Genomic DNA, 17,814 nt, shown 5'->3' on the forward strand with positions numbered 1-17,814 from the left:
ATAATTAGATTTTAGTAACAATTATATTATGGGAAAAATTTCAAAATCTCTTTTGATGTGCCTGATACTGGTTTCAAGTTTGGCAGGGTGTAAGTATAAAGATATAAGTGATGGAAAATCATCTCCGGAAGAAGCAATTATTGAACGGATTTTACCTGATTATGCTTCAAATTTTATTGTTGAGCTTGATTCTACTCTTGATACCGATTGGTTCGAAATAGAATCAAAAGATGATAAAATAGTTTTGAGAGGCAACAACGGCGGATCAATAGCCTCTGCTTTGTATTATTATCTGAAAGAATATGCTCATTGCCAAATAACATGGAATGGAACCAACCTTAAGCTTCCTAAGCAATTGCCAAAAGTACCTGGATTGGTGCATAAGAAAACACCCTACGAATATCGCTATTATCTGAATTACTGCACCTTCAATTACAGCATGAGCTGGTGGGATTGGGAGCGATGGGAAAAGGAAATTGATTGGATGGCTTTACATGGAATTAATATGCCTTTGGCAATTACAGGTCAGGAATATATTTGGGATGAGGTTTATAGGTCTTATGGTTTTTCCGATGAGGATTTAGACTCATTTTTTAGCGGCCCCTCTTATTTTTCATGGTTTTGGATGGGGAATCTGGATGCTTGGGGCGGACCGCTGCCAATGAGTTGGAAGGAAAGCCACCGGGATTTGCAAAAAAAGATTTTAAAACGTGAGCGTGAATTGGGAATGAAACCTGTTTTACCTGCTTTTACAGGACATGTTCCAGCTTCCTTCAAGAAGTTTTTCCCGAAAGCTAATTTGAAACAAACCAATTGGGGAAATGATTTTGAAGATACCTACATATTGGATGCAAACGATCCTTTGTTTGCCGAGATTGGAAAGAAATTTTTGGAAACACAATCCCGTATTTACGGAACAGATCATTTGTATTCTGCCGATACCTTTAACGAAAATGAGCCGCCATCTAACGATCCGGAATACTTGTCAGCTTTAAGCAGTAAGGTTTTTGAAGGAATGAAATCTGCTGATCCAGAAGCTATTTGGGTGATGCAGGGATGGTTATTTTACAGTCATCGTGAATTTTGGAAAGCTCCTCAGATAAAAGGTTTACTGGATGCTGTTCCAGATGATAGAATGATTATTCTGGATCTGGCGACGGAAATAGAACCTGTATGGAAAAGAACTGAATCTTTCTATGGAAAACAATGGATATGGAACATGCTTCATAATTTTGGAGGTAACATCAGTATGTTCGGACGCATTGAAACTGTTGCAGCAGAACCGGCAAAAGCTTTAGCAGATTCTAATGCCGGAAAAATGGCTGGAATAGGATTGACCATGGAAGGAATAGAGCAAAATCCAGTTCTTTATGAGTTGATGACTGATAATACCTGGAGAGATACACCTATTGATTTGAATAATTGGCTGAAAAAGTACATCAGGAATCGGTATGGCAAACAAACAGAGAACTTAATAGAGGCATGGTCTATTTTGGTGAAAACGGTATATAATGGGAAAGAAATTAGGGATGGAGCAGAGTCTGTTATTGTAGCCAGACCTACTTTTGAAGGATATCGGAGATGGGCCAGAACCAAGCTAAATTATGCGCCTGAAGATTTATTGCCTGCATGGGATTTATTCATTAAATCGATCCCTGAATGCGATACTTATGATGGGTTTCAGTATGATTTGGTAGATCTCACACGTCAGGTTTTGGCAAATTATGCACTACCACTTCAACAGGAATTTGCTAGGGCTTATCAAAACGACGATCGGGTGGCTTTCGAAAAATACAGTTTAGAATTTATCGAATTGATAGAGGATATGGATCGTTTGTTAGCTACTCGTCAGGATTTTTTACTGGGACCTTGGATTGCTGATGCGCGAAGTTGGGGAAATTCAGAAAGCGAAAAAGCAGTGTACGAGCAAAATGCTCGCGATTTAATTACACTTTGGGGCGATGCTGGCAACAGACTTCATGAATATGCCAATAGGCAGTGGAGTAGCGTATTTACAGATTTTTACAAACCTCGTTGGGAGTACTTTTTTAAGGATGTGTATAGCAACTGGGGACATTTCGATCAACAAGCCTTTGATGATGAAATTAAAACGTGGGAATGGGAATGGGTAAATTCCAGAAAAGATTACCCGATAGTTCCACAAGGAAGCTCAACTGCAATTGCTAAAGAGTTATTTGAGAAATATAACAAGCGAATTATTCCTTTAACTAAACGTTTACCTGAAATAAAATACAATTACTAAGATGGAAGAAATAGTAAATCAGAAACCGAATCGTTTTTTATCCCTTGATGTTTTCAGAGGACTAACGATCTGTTTAATGATTGTTGTAAATACGCCTGGTACAGGTGCAAAATTATATCCATATTTGGTTCATGCCAATTGGTTTGGATTTACCCTTGCCGATTTAGTGTTCCCTTCTTTTTTGTTTGCCATGGGCAATGCAATGAGCTTTTCGATGGGAAAACTAAAATTGGCATCATCAGGTTTTGTGTGGAAAAAAATACTCAGGCGTACAGTTCTTATTTTTCTGATTGGATATTTAATGTATTGGTTTCCATTTTTTCAACAAGGCATAGATGGTTCCTGGGGATTAAAACCAATTAGTCAAACTCGCATAATGGGAGTTTTGCAACGCATTGCTTTATGCTATTTTTTCGCATCTCTTATCTTCTACTATTTTTCTCAGAGAGCAGCTCTTATTTTGTCGGGTATTATTTTGTTGGCATATTGGGGAATTCTTTACTTGTTTGGCGAAGCGGGTGGTGAATTGGCAATGGCAACAAATGCAGTAACTCGTTTCGATTTATCAATATTGGGAGAAGGACATATTTACAAGCGGGATAGTATTCCATTCGATCCGGAAGGACTTTTAAGCACCATACCGTCTATTGTTAATGTGATTGCAGGATATATTGCGGGGGTATTTATTCAACAAAAGGGAAAAACCTACGAAGGAATAAGCAAATTGCTTATTGCTGGATTCTTGATTGCTTCGTTGGCTTTATGGTGGGATTTAGTTTTCCCAATTTCAAAAAAGCTTTGGACAAGTTCGTTCGCACTTTACACCATTGGCCTGGACTTATCTGTAATGGCTGTTTTAATTTATGCTATCGAGATGAAAAAAGTGAAGTTTGGTGTTCATTTTTTCGATGTTTTCGGGAAAAACCCTTTGTTTATTTATGTGTTTTCCGAGGTGTTCTATATTATTTTACGTCAAATCCGAACTACTTCTGGTTTGGATCTTTTTGAGTGGGTAAGCGAACGAATTTTTCAGATGGTGTTTCCAGGACCATTTGGTGCATTTATTACGGCATTGGCATTCATGTTTCTTTGTTGGTACTTAGGATGGTGGCTTAACAGAAAACGTATTTATATCAAAATATAAATAGTTTACATTTCTCTATTTACTTAGTAGATTGCTAATTTGTAAATGCTTATTATTTAGGTGTTTTGAAAACAGATTTAATGCCTTCTCTCTTATATTTAACGATCTGGTTTCAGTATTTACTATTCTAATTGTTATATTGGAAGCTATATTGTTATTATTAATTTCATTTTTTACTTTTTAAATGCGTGGTCGGTTCATAGTATTCATCTGTATTTTAATTTCTTCATCGGTTTATGCCGAGGATATTAATCTCGAGCATTTCAGTAATGAGGATGGACTTTCTCACAATTCAATAAGGCACATTGTTCAGGATAAAACGGGACTTTTATGGTTGGGAACTTTTGGAGGAGTTAATAGTTTTGATGGATATAAATTCACATCCTATTTAAGTAATTCCAGAGCAGGAAATAGTATCAGGAATAATGATATAACTGCAATGGAGATTGACTATGAGTCAGACCAAATGTGGATTGGTACTAGGAATGGACTTACCCAATATAATTTTAAAACTCATCAGTTTAAGACTTTTTTACCAGAAAAGAATAATCCGCATAGCATCTGCGATTCAGAGATAAGATCAATTTATATAGATAAATACAAACGGGTTTGGGTAGGAACAAAAACTCAGGGGCTTTGTATTTATGATCCAAAATCAGAATCATTTTCTAAAGTAGAAAATTTTGGTTTTGATTACATTAAATCAATTTTTAAGGATGAAAATGGCAGCATTTGGATTGGTAGTGATCATAAAGGGCTGGCAAAAATATCTCTAAACAGCACAGGGACAATTTCAAACATTAAAACCTATAACTTACCTTTCGCAGATTCAAATGAAATCAATCCATATGTTAATTTTATTTATCAAGATGACAAGTCGGATCTTTTTGTAGGAACTAGAGAAGGCCTGTATATTTTAGATAAATACGAAGATAAATTTGTTGTTCTGCAAATACCCGACAATTCGGTTCGCGATATTTTGGGACCCTATTTTAATTGTGTGACACGTGCTCCAAATGGTCGATATTGGTTGGGAACACTTGGAGGATTGATTGTTTGCGATCATTTGGAAGATATTGCTAAGGGGAAATTTCAATGGCATTATTCTGTATGGTCCGAAGAAACATCTTTAGTTGACAATTTAGTATCGGCTTTGTTTTTTGACAATTCAGGCATACTATGGATCGGTACGGAAAATGGCTTGGACAAGTATGATCCGTTTAAAAATCAATTTAAAACAAGTAAGGATATTTCACTGTTTATAGGGGATAAAATTCCAAGAATAAGTGGTTTTGCTCAAACGTATGATGATCAACTGATTGTATCAACTCATGATAATGGTTTATTTTTGGACAAAAACAGGGAATTTTCGATACTCCAAGATAAGTACAAGGAAATATCCAGTATTTATTCTTCCGATGGTAAAATATTTTATTGTGGATTGTGGAGTGGCGATATATTGGTTTACAATTACATTACAAAATCAGTAAAGTTAATTGATGTTGGATTTGATGAGGTGCCGGTAATGGCATTTTGCATGTTAAAGAATGGCAAATTGTTTGTCGGTTCGCATGGTGACGGGGCTGTTTTATTGAATCCGAAAAATTCTACTGTTGATTTAAAGTGTAAGGACTTATTGGATAATATTGAAATATATAATGCTGTTTCCAATACAGGAGGAATTATTTGGTTAGCTACAGGAACTGGAGTTATTCGGTATGATCCGATAAAAAACGAGGCGGTTACTTATGTTCATAGTGAAGAAGAATCAAAGGGATTATCGATTAGCGATGTTCGTGACATCAGCATTGATAACAAAGGGAAGATTTGGGTTGTCACTACTGTGGGATTAAATTACTACGATCCTTTACTAAATGATTTTGTGCCGGTTGTTTCACCGGAAGAACTGCACAATAATTGGATTACAGACATTAAATTGGGTGAAAATGGAGAATTGTGGCTGAATTTTAACAACGATAGGGTAGGTCGATTTAATCCCGCAACAAATAAGTTGAATATTTATCATGTAGGGAGTGGCAACAGGTTGGATATTTTTAGCAATAAAGGATTTTTGTTGTTCAATGATTCTCTTGTTTATTTAACGGGAAAAAATGGAATCATTTACTTTTCAACCAATGAATTAAGTGATAATTTAATTTCGGATCCTCCATTTATTACTGAGGTTAAGGTTAATAATAAGGAAATTTCCCCAGGTGATACCATTAATGGCCAAATTGTATTGGATCAGGATATTAATTATTCGAGGAGAATAGAATTGGATTATGACAACCGTAACTTCTCATTTTCATTTTCCTCGCCCTCCTACGTTAATGTTCGATTGAATAAATACCAATACATGTTGGAAGGTTTCGATAAGGAATGGGTTACCGTAAGTAATAATTCCAGAAATATTCAATATACCAATTTGTATCCTCAGGAATACGTTTTTAAGATAAGAGCTGGTAACAGCAGTGGTTACTGGAGTAATGTGTCTTCTTATCAGGTCGTTATTTATCCTCCATTTTGGCTGACTTACAAAGCAATACTTCTTTTTCTTGTTATCCTGTCTTTTGTTGTTTATCAGGTTCAAAAACAACTCAAAAATCGTCGTCTTTTAAAGCAAGAGTTGTTGTTGGAGAAAGTAAAACGGGAACGGGATGAGAAATTAAACAATGAAAAACTTCGGTTCTTTACCAATATATCGCACGAGTTAAGAACTCCAATATCCTTAATTATCGGACCTGCAAAGCAATTGGAAGAAGAGGGAGGAGGAACTGATTATCAGAAAAGCAGAGTGAACCTGATATTGCGTAATTCGAACAGATTACTGTATTTAGTTAACCAGCTATTGGATTTTAGAAAAGCGCAAACCGGAGAGCTGAAATTGAAGGTTTCAAAAACTGATATTCTTTTGTACACCCGAAATACTTTTAATTCGTTCGAAGGATTTGCAAAGGATAAGAAAATAAATCTCAATTTAATTTGTGAATATGAGAAGATTGCAGGTTGGATTGACCGGGATAAGTACGACAAGATTCTGTACAATCTTTTGTCCAATGCCATAAAATTTACAGGGAAATATGGTAATGTGGATCTGTTTGTAGGTTTGAAAGAAACGAATCCAAGAATTTTGGTTTTGGAAGTAAGTGACGACGGTATCGGAATCCCCTTGGAGAGTCAGAAGAAGATATTTTCACGCTTTTATCAGGTTGAGCATAGTCGGGAAGAAAATACGGGTTCAGGAATCGGATTGTCTTTGGTGCAATCTTTGGTGCAGTTGCACAAAGCCACTATTGAAGTTCAGAGTTTTCCAGATAAAGGAAGTGTTTTTGCTGTAGCAATACCAATTGACCGAGAGTTTTATGAAGATCAGGAGGTGTTTGATTATGAATCAAAACCAATAGGTAATCAAGAGGTAATAATGCCGGAAGTTAAAAAAGTAATTCAGTCAACAGAGCTGAAAGAAAAAATATTGGTTATTGAGGACAATAAGGAATTAAGGAATTTTATTGCTGAGTATTTATCTGATTATTATAAAGTTTACGAAGCTGAAAATGGGGAAGAAGGATTGAGGGTATGTCGTCAGATGAAACCAATACTTTGTGTTGCAGATGTGATGATGCCGGTGATGGATGGTTTTCAGTTCTGTGAAGAATTGAAGAATGATGAGTCGATTAGTCATATCCCGGTAATATTGTTAACTGCATTATCCGGTAACGAAAATAAAATTAAAGGTTACAAACTTGGTGCTGACGGGTACTTGGTGAAACCTTTTGACCCTTCTTTATTAAAGAGTCGAATTGATAACATTGTAAAAGCCAGAGCTGAACTGAAAGGAAAGTTTTCGGAAGATGTTGACAGTGATGTTAATGTACTCACTCACTCACCAATTGACGAAGAATTTATGACGAAACTTACTGGTTTTATCGAAAACAAGATGAGTGAACCCGAATTAACGGCAAGTCTTTTGTGTTTGGAGATGGGAATGAGCTCCTCTAAATTGTATCGTAAAGTAAAGGAACTTACAGATTTGGCTCCTAATGAATTCATAAGAACAATTCGACTTAAAAAATCAGCATACTTACTTAAATCGAAGCGTCATAATGTATCTGAAGTAGCTACACTTGTTGGTTTTAACGATCCCTTATATTTTAGCCGTTGCTTTAAAAAGCAATTTGGATTTCCTCCAAGTAATTTGCTGCAATAATTCTCTGTCTTGGAATATTTCTTATTATATATTTCAAAATAAAAGCGATTCATATTTAAGTATGAATCGCTTTTGTTATTTATCTGTGTTTTTGTTTTATACCAATTTAATTTCAAAATAGACTTTAATTAAAATGAATTAATTTTTAGCTGTATCGAGGCAAAAAAGTAAAGCATAGCCACGTTACGATGCATCTTTTTTAACGAAGATATAGCTGAAAAGAAACATTTTATAAGGCATGTTTTGATGTTAATTTGGTACTACTTCGTGTTCTGATCGATAATCAGCTTAATAGCCCGTTGACAAGCCGGACAAAATTTATCGTGACGGGTAAACATGATACAGTTGGGAGCGCTTCGGTATAAGCCTGTTGACTTGTATTGAGCTCCTTCAAAAGCACCAACTTTACCGCTGTATTTCATATTTGCTAAAAGCTCATCATCCCACGATCTTTGTTTCATAAAGAAATCTTCCATTATTTTTTCATCAACCTTTGCTTTTCTTAGCTCAACTCTCTTTTTCTGAACAGCAATACTGTGTTCATCGTACTTCTCCTTTTCCCAGGGAGTTGGTATTGGAGTGTCTGGTGTTACAATATCCTTCCATTTTATAGTTTCAGGATTTGCATTCGCAGTTACATTTAATTCCCAAGGTTCCAAATGCTTGGCATCCATTTCGTAAGCTGTTGCAGATGTGTAGTATTCGTCAGCCAAATCAGCAAAATGGTGTCCGAATTCATGTACAAATAAATATTCCTGAAAAGCATTGTCAACAGCAGCTGTGATATACAAGTTGTAGATACCGCCACCGCCATAAATAGAATCATTCATTAAAATAGCTGTAAATTCGTAAGGAACTGCAGCCGCCGCATTGCGAATTGTTTTGTTGTCGAAACCTAAAGCGTATCGTTCCGAATCGAAAGCCCCGTAAGTAACCGAAAGTGCCGAACGTTTATGAATATCCTGATGAGGATGATTTACTCCTGAATCGGGAGATGGTGTTTCCACAGCTCTGATCGAAAATTTATCCTTAAAGGAAGCATAAGGCTCTGTACTTAAAAGAACTTCCGCAAAACGTTGTGCGTCCTTTTTAAATTTACCCATATCTTTCTTGGCGTATCCTTCTCCCAAAACTACAATGTCAACTTGATTTTCAGGCTTACCATTCACAACAATATCAATCGTATTATAGTGATTTTTTACTGGGCTGGAAAAAGAACGGTAATGCTTTAGATTTACTTTATAGGTCCATACAGGATCAAAACCATTATTAATATTGCGTTTAAATACAGTGATATCCACTTCATTTTTCGGCCATGGAAAACGAAGGGATTCCTGAAAACTTCCCCATTCGGTTTTTGCCTCGGGTGTAGTTTCCCATTCGCCGTAGATGCTTGCAAATCCTCGGGAGTAAAGTAAATTTCCTGTTTTAGAATCTTTTACTTCGAAACAATATTTCCCCAGATTTAGTTCGTCGATTAGCATGGTTTTACTGCCAGGCCACTCACCATCATTTACCATCTGATCGAAAGCGAAGTGTTCTTCTCCTGAATTTCCTACATGATTATAATCCAGGCGCATAGCAGCACTCGTAAAATAATCAGCATATTGAGCCATTGATGAAAAGGAGATACCAATTAGCATAAGGGTAAATACAAAAATCTTTTTCATGTGTATAAATTTGTTTTTTAGTTGCCATATAGCTTGTTCCGAACTTGTTTCGGGAGAACTTACCATGTTGGAATAATCATCCTCCTGTGTGTCAAAATCACTTTGGCATGGACGTTTCATAATATTTTGTTCTTTTATAGTTTTATAAGATGCAACAAGATAGTGATTTTCTGTTTTCGGAAATATGCATATTGTCATATCTGAACAGGAATGAAAGAATCCTATTCCTGTATCGTTTATTCTGTATAGTTTTTTTGTTTCAGACCGTTGACTTTCCTGTTTTTCTTTTAAATTTAGTTTTTCAAAAATAAAATCATTTTATGATAGGAACACTGGTTAATGTAATTGCCATATTGATAGGGGGAAGTTTGGGACTTTTGTTTCGGACCAGGATTCCCGATCGAATGTTTAAAATTGTTTTTCAGGCCATTGGGATTTTTACACTGTATCTTGGTGTAAGTATGGCTCTAAAAGCCAACGAGCTGTTGCTGATGGTGTTTAGTTTGGTGGTTGGATCATTAATTGGTGAGTTTTTACGTTTAGAGGATCGGGTTGAAAATTTGAGCGAGTTATTAAAAAAGAAAATCGGGAGTAAGGATGATAAATTTTCAACCGGATTTGTAACATCATTTATGCTGTTCTGTTTGGGTGCAATGACAATATTGGGAAGCATGGAAGAGGGAATGGGCAAGGAGCCTACTCTGCTGTTAACCAAATCGATGATGGATGGATTTTCGGCTGTGGCTTTAGCAGCAGTTATGGGAGTTGGAGTTATATTTTCGGTAATTCCTTTGCTGATTTATCAGGGAGGATTAACCCTGTTGGCGGCCTTGTTTGGAGAAGTAATACCGGAAGCCATAATCACAGAAATGGCCGGAGTTGGCGGCGTTTTAATCATCGGATTAGGGATTAGTATTTTAGAAATAAAAAAAATAAAGGTTTTAAATATGCTTCCCGCTTTGTTTGTGGAAGTACTGCTGTGCTATATCTTTTTAACTTAGAATAGGTTTTTGAAAGATTAGAAGAACTGCACATATCAGTCGGTATAAGATCTTTTCGTAGATTTGTAATCAGAAGAAATGCTTTAGGCAATCAAAATACATACGATTTGAAAGAAGAAATAAAAACTGCTCTAATTCAGTTATTTGAAGAATGGGCTGATGACAGAGTAATTGAAACGGAAATTTTACCTCAATCAGGTTCTTATCGCGAATACATTCGGTTAATAGGAGAAAAGAGAACGGCATTGGGAGCTTTTAATGCCGATAAAAAAGAGAATACTGCTTTTCTTGGTTTTAGTAGGTTTTTTGCAGAAAAAGGTCTTTCGGTTCCGGAAATTTACGGTGAAAATAACGAACAGGACATCTATCTTTTACAGGATTTAGGCAATACAACTCTGTTCGATTATATTCTGCATTTAAGAGTAGGAGAAGGTTTTGCCAACGATTTGGTGCAGATTTATAAAAAGATAATTTCTCAACTGATACGTTTTCAACTCGAAGGAGAAAATGGATTGGATTATAGTGTTTGTTATCCTCGGGATAGTTTCGATAAGCAATCTATGATTTGGGATTTGCACTATTTTAAATATTACTTTTTAAAATTGGCTAAAATTCCATTCGATGAGCAGTTGCTCGAGAACGATTTTCAAAAATTCTCGGATTACTTGTTGGATGCTCCCCGTGATTATTTTTTGTATCGGGATTTTCAGTCAAGAAATATCATGCTGGTAAATGGTGAGCCTTGGTTTATCGATTATCAGGGAGGAAGAAGAGGAGCCCTGCAATACGATTTGGCTTCTTTGCTATACGATGCTAAGGCAGATCTTCCACAGGATGTTCGGGATGAACTGTTAGCCTTTTATCTAAAGGAGATTCAAAAAGTACAGACAGTAGATCCAAAAGCTTTCACTTCCTTTTTTCAGGGATATGTATTGGTTCGCATCATGCAGGCAATGGGAGCTTATGGATTTAGAGGTTTTTACGAAAGAAAAGATCATTTCTTAAAATCGATTCCATTCGCATTAAAAAATTTGGAAACCATATTGGGACGAATGAGTATTCCTGTTGAATTGCCTGAATTGGTGAAAGCACTAAAAGCTGTTGTTTCTTCAGATTTTTTGAAAAGCGTAGGTAAGGAAGAAAAACCAAAACTTCATGTTGAAATAAATAGTTTTTCGTACCGAAGAGGAATTCCATTAGACAAAACAACCAATGGCGGAGGTTTTGTTTTCGATTGCAGAGCCATTCATAATCCGGGAAGATATCAGGAATATGTTGAGATGACAGGAAAAGATCAGCCGGTAATTGACTTTTTCAAGGAGCGCAGCGAAATGGATGAGTTCTTAGGTTCAGTATATAGTATTGTCGACATGAGTGTTGATAAATACATCAGTCGAAATTTTGCCAATTTACAGGTGAACTTTGGCTGTACCGGAGGAAGACATCGTTCCGTTTTTTCGGCAGAGAGTTTGGCAAAGCATTTACGGGAAAAGTTTGATGTGAATATCAGTTTAAGGCACATTGAACGGGAAATAGAAGGAAGTTAATATGGGCAATAAACGTTGTAAATTATCACCGAAGGAATACGCAGAAAAAGTATGTAATTCGGAAAATTTTGTTTGCAAAAAATGCAATCGGGTGGCTAAAAAAGCCAAGAGCTTGTGCGATTCCAAGAAGAAAAAGGATTAATACAATCCGGTAATCTGATAACTGTTCACTGATAATTGAAAAGATGTTGAATGCAATGATTTTTGCGGCAGGTTTGGGAACCCGCCTAAAACCTTATACCGATTCGAAACCAAAAGCATTGGTTGAGTTGGCAGGAGCACCTCTTTTGGAAAGAGCAATATTAAAATTAATTGAACTTAAGGTTGATCGTATCGTTATTAACGTGCATCATTATGCAGATATGATTGAGGATTTTCTTCAAAAGAATAACAATTTTGGTGCTGATATTCGTATTTCAGACGAACGGGAAGAACTACTGGATACAGGAGGTGGATTAAAGAAAGCCGCTGATTTATTTATTACTGACGCACCCGTTTTAATCTATAATGTAGATGTTTTTTCTTCCTTGGATTTATCTGAATTAATCAATTTTCATAAACTGACCGGGGCATTGGTAAGTATGGTTATGCGCGAAAGAACCAGCAGCAGATACTTGTATTTCAGTAAAGATAATCAGTTAACAGGTTGGAAGAACTGTAAAACCGGTGAGGTTAAAGTTGCCAGAGAAGAGATGAATGAATCTGAACCAATGGCTTTTAGCGGAATTCATTTAATTAGTCCGAAACTATTTCCCTTAATTACAGAGAAAGGTAAATTTTCCATTATCGATTTGTATTTACGCTTGGCAAAGAATGAAAAGATTCTGGCTTTTAAAGACAGCTCAAAAATCTGGACAGACCTTGGTAAACCTGAAGATTTGGCTTGGGCAGAAGATCATCTGAAATAATTTGTTTATTTTTGGGCTCAATTTAATAAAAACCGGAATATCGATATCACTTCTTAACAGAAGATACTAGAGCCGTGCACCAATAATTTATATGGAAAAAATAAACTTACAGGATATCATTTTTGTTATCAATCCTCACTCCGGTACCAATTCGGGTAAAATCCTTGAGAAATTTAAAGAACTTGCTCCTAAAGTTGATTATTTTGTCAGTAATTCTTTGGAGGAATTTGATGTTTTTTTGACCGCTAAAGCGGAAAAATACAAAGTACTTATTATTTGTGGAGGCGATGGTACCATAAATACGACACTGAAATATTTGATTAAATATTCCACGCTAAAATTAGCTGTTTTACCTAATGGCTCAGGCAATGGTTTCGCCCGCGAGTTAGGTTTTGATGGCGATATTAAAAAATTACTGGATCAGATTTTAAAAGGTGGAACTGAAAAAGTTGATGTCATAAAGATAAACAATGAACTATGCGGCAATATGGCAGGTTTAGGCTTTGATAGTTATGTGGCAACCGAATTTGAAAAGATGCCGGCACGAGGACTAAAGACCTATGTGTATTGCACCATTCAAGCGCTTTTAAAATACAAACCCATACAAGCCAAAGTCAATGTTAATGGTTCTGTTATTGAGGGTAAATATCATATGATCAACATTGCAAATACCCGGCAATTCGGGAACAATGCTTTGATTGCTCCAAAGGCTGTCTGCAACGACGGCTTGTTCGATTTGGTTTTGATAAAAAAAATTCCTTTTTATGTAGTGCCAAACTTCGTAGTTCGTTTGTTTTTAGGAAAGTTGAAGAACTCAAAATATGTGCAGTTTGTAAAAGCCAGTAGTTTGGTAATTGATTCAAATTCTGAAACTTATCATGTAGATGGCGAGCCTAAAAAATTGGAAGAGACTTTAAGTATTGAAATTTTGAAGCAGATTGAAGTGGTGAAAATGAAAATGTAACACTATAAAATAAAGAAGCATGTTAGATTGGTTGCTTAGTTTAGACAAAGAATTGCTGTTGTTTTTCAATGGCCGGCACAATCCTTTTTGGGATACATTCATGATGTTGACATCGGGGAAAGTAATTTGGTTTGTATTCTATTTTGTGATAGTTGCTGCTGTAATCAACACATTTGGCTGGAGAAAAGGAACTTTAATCATCCTAAGCATACTTCTGGTAATTGTTTTAAGTGATCAAATTGCTTCGGGAGTGTTTAAACCTGTTTTTAAACGATTCAGACCTTCCAGAGATCCGTCATTTAGTCATTTAGTGCATATTGTAAAAGGATATACGGGCGGAAAATATGGTTTTGCATCATCGCATGCATCAAATTCATTTGGCTTGGCGGTGTTTGTTTCCTTGTTGTTTAAGAATCGGGTAACAAGTGTATTTGTAATTTTCTGGGCAGTTTTGGTATCCTATTCGCGAATTTATTTGGGGGTTCATTATCCCGGAGATATAATTGTTGGCGCATTAATAGGAACTTTATCAGCCTGTTTTGTGTATTCATTACTGCAAAAATACTCTAAGCCAAGTTTAATTTGCAAACCGGAGCAGCAAACTCATCCTATTGCGGGAATTCATCAAATTGCACTGTTAGGCAGTCTGCAAATTATAGTAATGCTTTTGTCGGTTTTTTATATCCTAAAATAACCGATAAGCATATTTTTAAATTGATTAATTGAATGATTTCATGAAAAACAGATTGTTTTATTTACTGTCAGCCGGATTGTTTTGGCTGGCGTTTTTCTTTGTTTTCCGATTGCTGTTTGTATTGTATCAATGGGATTTGCTGGAGGGGCAGTCTTTTTTCGAAATAGCAAAGGCTTTCGTTTCAGGTGCACGTCACGACTTATCCTTAATGGGATATATTCTTCTTTTGAGCGGACTGATTTTGACTGTAACATTCTGGTTGCCGGCGAAAAAATTAAAAGGTCTGTTTACTGTTATCTATTCGGTAGTTGGTCTTATTTTCATCATGATTTTGATTCCTAATTTGGAGTTGTACCGCAATTGGGGCTTTCATTTGGATGCAACAGTGTTAAGTTATCTGAAAACTCCAAAAGAAGCGATGGCTTCAACCACGCTTTCAACCCATTTACTGCTGTTTGTTCTATTCATTCTTACATCAACAGCCTCATACATCTGTTTAAGGAAGTTTGTAATTGTAAAGCTTGAAAAGATCAAACCGATCAACTACAAATGGATTCCCGTTCTATTATTCATTACCGCCGGTATGATTATCCCGATAAGGGGAGGTTTTGGTATTGCTCCTATGAATGTAGGATTTGTATATTTCTCTCAGAGTACTTTTGCGAATCATGCAGCAGTAAATCCGGTATGGAACTTTTCTTACTCATTAAAGAAGATTGGAAAAGATGGGAAACAGTTTAAGTTCCTGAAAGAAGATCAGTTGAAAAGTGCGATTGCCGGCTTAAAATGCAATCCCAATTCTGATCGGCTGCAGGTGATAAAAGCGAAGAAACCTAATGTTGTTGTGGTGATGCTCGAGAGTTTTACCAGTAAGGCAATTGGTTCATTGGGAGGATATCAGGGAGCAACGCCTAATTTCGATGAATTGACCAAAGAAGGCGTTTTGTTTTCTAATTTTTATGCAATTGGCGATCGTTCAAAAATCGGAATTGTTGGATTACTGAGCGGATATCCATCCTTGCCGCAGCGCAGCGTTATTTCCTATACCAAGAAAACTCAAAGCATTCCAAGTTTATGCCGGAAGTTTACGAAACAAAATTACTCTTCAGCATTCTATTATGGCGGCGATATTCGTTTTGCGAATATAAATTCATATCTCATGAATACCGGCTTTGATCGATTGGTTACCATGTTCGATTTTTCGGAGGATTTATACAATTCAAAATGGGGCGTGCATGATGAATATGTATTTGAAAGATTGCTAAAAGATATTAAATCGGAAACGAAACCATTCTTTAAAGTATATTTCACCTTAAGCAGTCATGAGCCATTTGATGTTCCTATGGAAAAGGTGATTAAAGGAAACAGCGAAGATGAGCGGTTCTTAAATTCGGTTAATTATACCGATAGATGTTTGGGTAAATTCATTGCTGATTTTAAGAAAACAGAAGCTTGGGAGAATACAATACTGATATTGGTTGCCGATCATGGCACCAGGTATATTGATAAAAGTGTGCCAAGTGATTTTATAAAGTATCAGATCCCCATGTTGTGGTTGGGTGGTGCTTTAAATCAAAAGAATCTTGTTGTTGACAAGTTTGGATGTCAGCCGGATATGGCAAATACTCTTTTGTCTCAGTTGGATATAAATGCCGATGAGTTTATTTTTGGAAAAGATTTACTGGCGGCAGATCAGAAAGGATATGCCTATTTTGATTACAACAACGGTTTTGGTTACATCGACGAAAAGGAAAGAAGTGTATTCGATTTAACTTCGAATAAATACGTTCATGAAGAAGGTGAAAGTGCCAATAACAGAGAAAACTGGAAAGCCTTACTGCAGTATCTGAATGAGGATTTTCGGGCTCGGTAGTAAGCCATACAGCAAACAAAAAAGCCGTTCAATTCGAACGGTTTTTTTTGTGTCTTATACCAGCTTAATTTCAAAAAATCTGTTTACAGTCTTAAGCCTGTCATGCTCTGACTATAAACAAGCCGGCCATGTCAGGGTATGACGTGATTAATAAATCTAAAGAAATTATTTTACAAGATAAATTTTGATGTGGATTTGGTATTGTATATAGCTTGTCTTCCTAATGTTGATGCGTGTTGAATGTATTTTAATTGGTGATGAATCGATTTTTATTTTTCTTAAGCGGATAATTTGGAATTAATATTTGATCTGCATATTTGCATGTTAAATAAAGATGTGTTAAGTTTATGGCTGATCATAAAAATAATTAGTAGATAAGTAGGGGGGAAGGAGGATAAAGATTATTTGTAAGAGTTAAGAGGCGTGAGATGGATCGGATTAAGAGATTGGGATTACAATTCACTCACCTTGGTGAGATTTTATTCATAATTTAAATCAAAAAACAATGGCAGGAAAATTAAACGATGCTATGTCATCCGAAGTACACATTAACTATTCCATTCGTCACACCCGCAGATGCAAACAAACAAAAGGTGCAGAAATATTTGTGACCAACATTAATCCCTTAATTACCGACTTGGAAGTGAAAAATACGGCAACCAAAAAGGAAAGGCTGTTGCAGGATAATGCTTACGACGACTTAATATTTAACGAAGGCGGATTGGATGATCGTATCAGAACCATATCCGATGGGGCAAAGCAATACGACAGAGAAAATCCCGGTCTTCCGGTTCATAAGCTATTATTTCCCAATGGAGGATATTCCATTATTCTGCGCTTTTCTATCTTAAAAAAGGCCGATGCAGCCGAAGAAATAAAAGAGCGAATTAAATCGTTGGGCCAAGAGCACAGCCTGTCTGCTCAAATTACTCCATTGGAAGAAAGCATTGGCAAAGTTCGAACTTCATTGGCAGATTTGCAGCAAGCCAAAACCAAAGTGCGGACGGCTGTTGCCAACGAAGAGGTTACCCAGGCAAACTTGCGCAGGCAATACGAATTCAATTACCTGGATGCCATAAAGATGTTTGGCAAAACTTTCGCCAACCGCTTGTTCCCGCAAACTGTTTCGAAGAAAAAAATTGAGGCAGAATTGCTTCCTACCGAAGCATAATCTCTCCAAAAAAAGAAAAGTATGCTGTGTAAGATAACATGGCATACTTTCCAAAATCAAAACACTCCTTGCAAGCTTACACAGCCTGTTTTCAAAAACAAAAATAGCATGTGCAACATTACATAGCTCATTTCTAAAACGAAAAATAGTCCATGTAAGATAACATAGCCTATTTCTAAAAATAAAAACAGGCTGTGTAAGATAACATGGCATACTTTTCAAAACGAAAACAGACTGTGTAAGTTTACACAGCATACTTTCCAAAACAAAAATGTGCTTTGTAAGCTTGCGGAAGGTGTTTGATAAAATTTGAATGGTAAAAGTACTTGCTTGAGAGTTTTAATTAAAATCAAGACAACCATTCTAACAAGT

11 protein-coding genes are annotated in these 17,814 nt (G+C 36.2%); 10 read left to right on the forward strand and 1 reads right to left on the reverse strand.

The genetic code is table 11. The features are described from left to right. Nucleotides 1-28 precede the first annotated feature (28 nt). The 3 genes from BZG01_RS05970 to BZG01_RS05980 all read left to right on the forward strand — a co-directional run bounded on the left by BZG01_RS05970 (nucleotide 29) and on the right by BZG01_RS05980 (nucleotide 7,614). Nucleotides 29-2,263 (forward strand): alpha-N-acetylglucosaminidase, encoded by a 2,235-nt coding sequence (locus BZG01_RS05970; protein WP_101308919.1) that lies wholly within the window; start codon nucleotides 29-31, stop codon nucleotides 2,261-2,263. A gap of 1 nt (nucleotide 2,264) precedes the next feature. Further along, nucleotides 2,265-3,407, forward strand: a complete 1,143-nt coding sequence (locus tag BZG01_RS05975) for an acyltransferase family protein (RefSeq protein WP_101308920.1) — start codon at nucleotides 2,265-2,267, stop codon at nucleotides 3,405-3,407. A 184-nt stretch (nucleotides 3,408-3,591) separates the two neighbouring features. Beyond that, on the forward strand, nucleotides 3,592-7,614 hold the full coding sequence (locus BZG01_RS05980; protein WP_101308921.1) for a hybrid sensor histidine kinase/response regulator transcription factor: 4,023 nt from the start codon (nucleotides 3,592-3,594) through the stop codon (nucleotides 7,612-7,614). Between the two features lie 260 nt (nucleotides 7,615-7,874). On the opposite strand, the gene BZG01_RS05985 is transcribed toward BZG01_RS05980, so the two are convergent. Further along, nucleotides 7,875-9,404 carry a M64 family metallopeptidase gene (locus BZG01_RS05985; protein ID WP_180327236.1) on the reverse strand — a complete coding sequence of 510 codons (1,530 nt, stop codon included), beginning with the start codon at nucleotides 9,402-9,404 and terminating at the stop codon, nucleotides 7,875-7,877. Between the two features lie 200 nt (nucleotides 9,405-9,604). Here BZG01_RS05985 and BZG01_RS05990 point away from each other — a divergent pair, with 200 nt between their 5' ends. From BZG01_RS05990 to BZG01_RS06020, 7 genes are all read left to right on the forward strand, one after another. After that, a complete protein-coding gene (locus BZG01_RS05990) occupies nucleotides 9,605-10,285 on the forward strand; it encodes a DUF554 domain-containing protein (protein ID WP_101308923.1) in 681 nt (226 codons plus the stop codon). Nucleotides 10,286-10,392: 107 nt separating this feature from the next. Next, nucleotides 10,393-11,832, forward strand: a complete 1,440-nt coding sequence (locus BZG01_RS05995; protein WP_101308924.1) for a RapZ C-terminal domain-containing protein — start codon at nucleotides 10,393-10,395, stop codon at nucleotides 11,830-11,832. A 185-nt stretch (nucleotides 11,833-12,017) separates the two neighbouring features. Then, entirely contained in the window at nucleotides 12,018-12,740 is a 723-nt protein-coding gene (locus BZG01_RS06000; RefSeq protein ID WP_218973021.1) for a nucleotidyltransferase family protein, read from the forward strand. Between the two features lie 91 nt (nucleotides 12,741-12,831). Further along, the gene (locus BZG01_RS06005) at nucleotides 12,832-13,704 is read left to right on the forward strand and encodes a diacylglycerol/lipid kinase family protein (RefSeq protein WP_101308925.1); all 873 of its coding nucleotides are present in this window, start codon (nucleotides 12,832-12,834) and stop codon (nucleotides 13,702-13,704) included. Between the two features lie 19 nt (nucleotides 13,705-13,723). Further along, nucleotides 13,724-14,398 (forward strand): phosphatase PAP2 family protein, encoded by a 675-nt coding sequence (locus BZG01_RS06010; RefSeq protein ID WP_101308926.1) that lies wholly within the window; start codon nucleotides 13,724-13,726, stop codon nucleotides 14,396-14,398. Nucleotides 14,399-14,438: 40 nt separating this feature from the next. Beyond that, nucleotides 14,439-16,271 carry an LTA synthase family protein gene (locus BZG01_RS06015; protein ID WP_101308927.1) on the forward strand — a complete coding sequence of 611 codons (1,833 nt, stop codon included), beginning with the start codon at nucleotides 14,439-14,441 and terminating at the stop codon, nucleotides 16,269-16,271. Nucleotides 16,272-16,776: 505 nt separating this feature from the next. Continuing rightward, nucleotides 16,777-17,442 (forward strand): hypothetical protein, encoded by a 666-nt coding sequence (locus tag BZG01_RS06020; RefSeq protein WP_101308928.1) that lies wholly within the window; start codon nucleotides 16,777-16,779, stop codon nucleotides 17,440-17,442. Nucleotides 17,443-17,814: the final 372 nt, after the last annotated feature.

The sequence above is a fragment of the Labilibaculum manganireducens genome (genome assembly GCF_002843385.1).
GTDB lineage: Bacteria > Bacteroidota > Bacteroidia > Bacteroidales > Marinifilaceae > Labilibaculum > Labilibaculum manganireducens.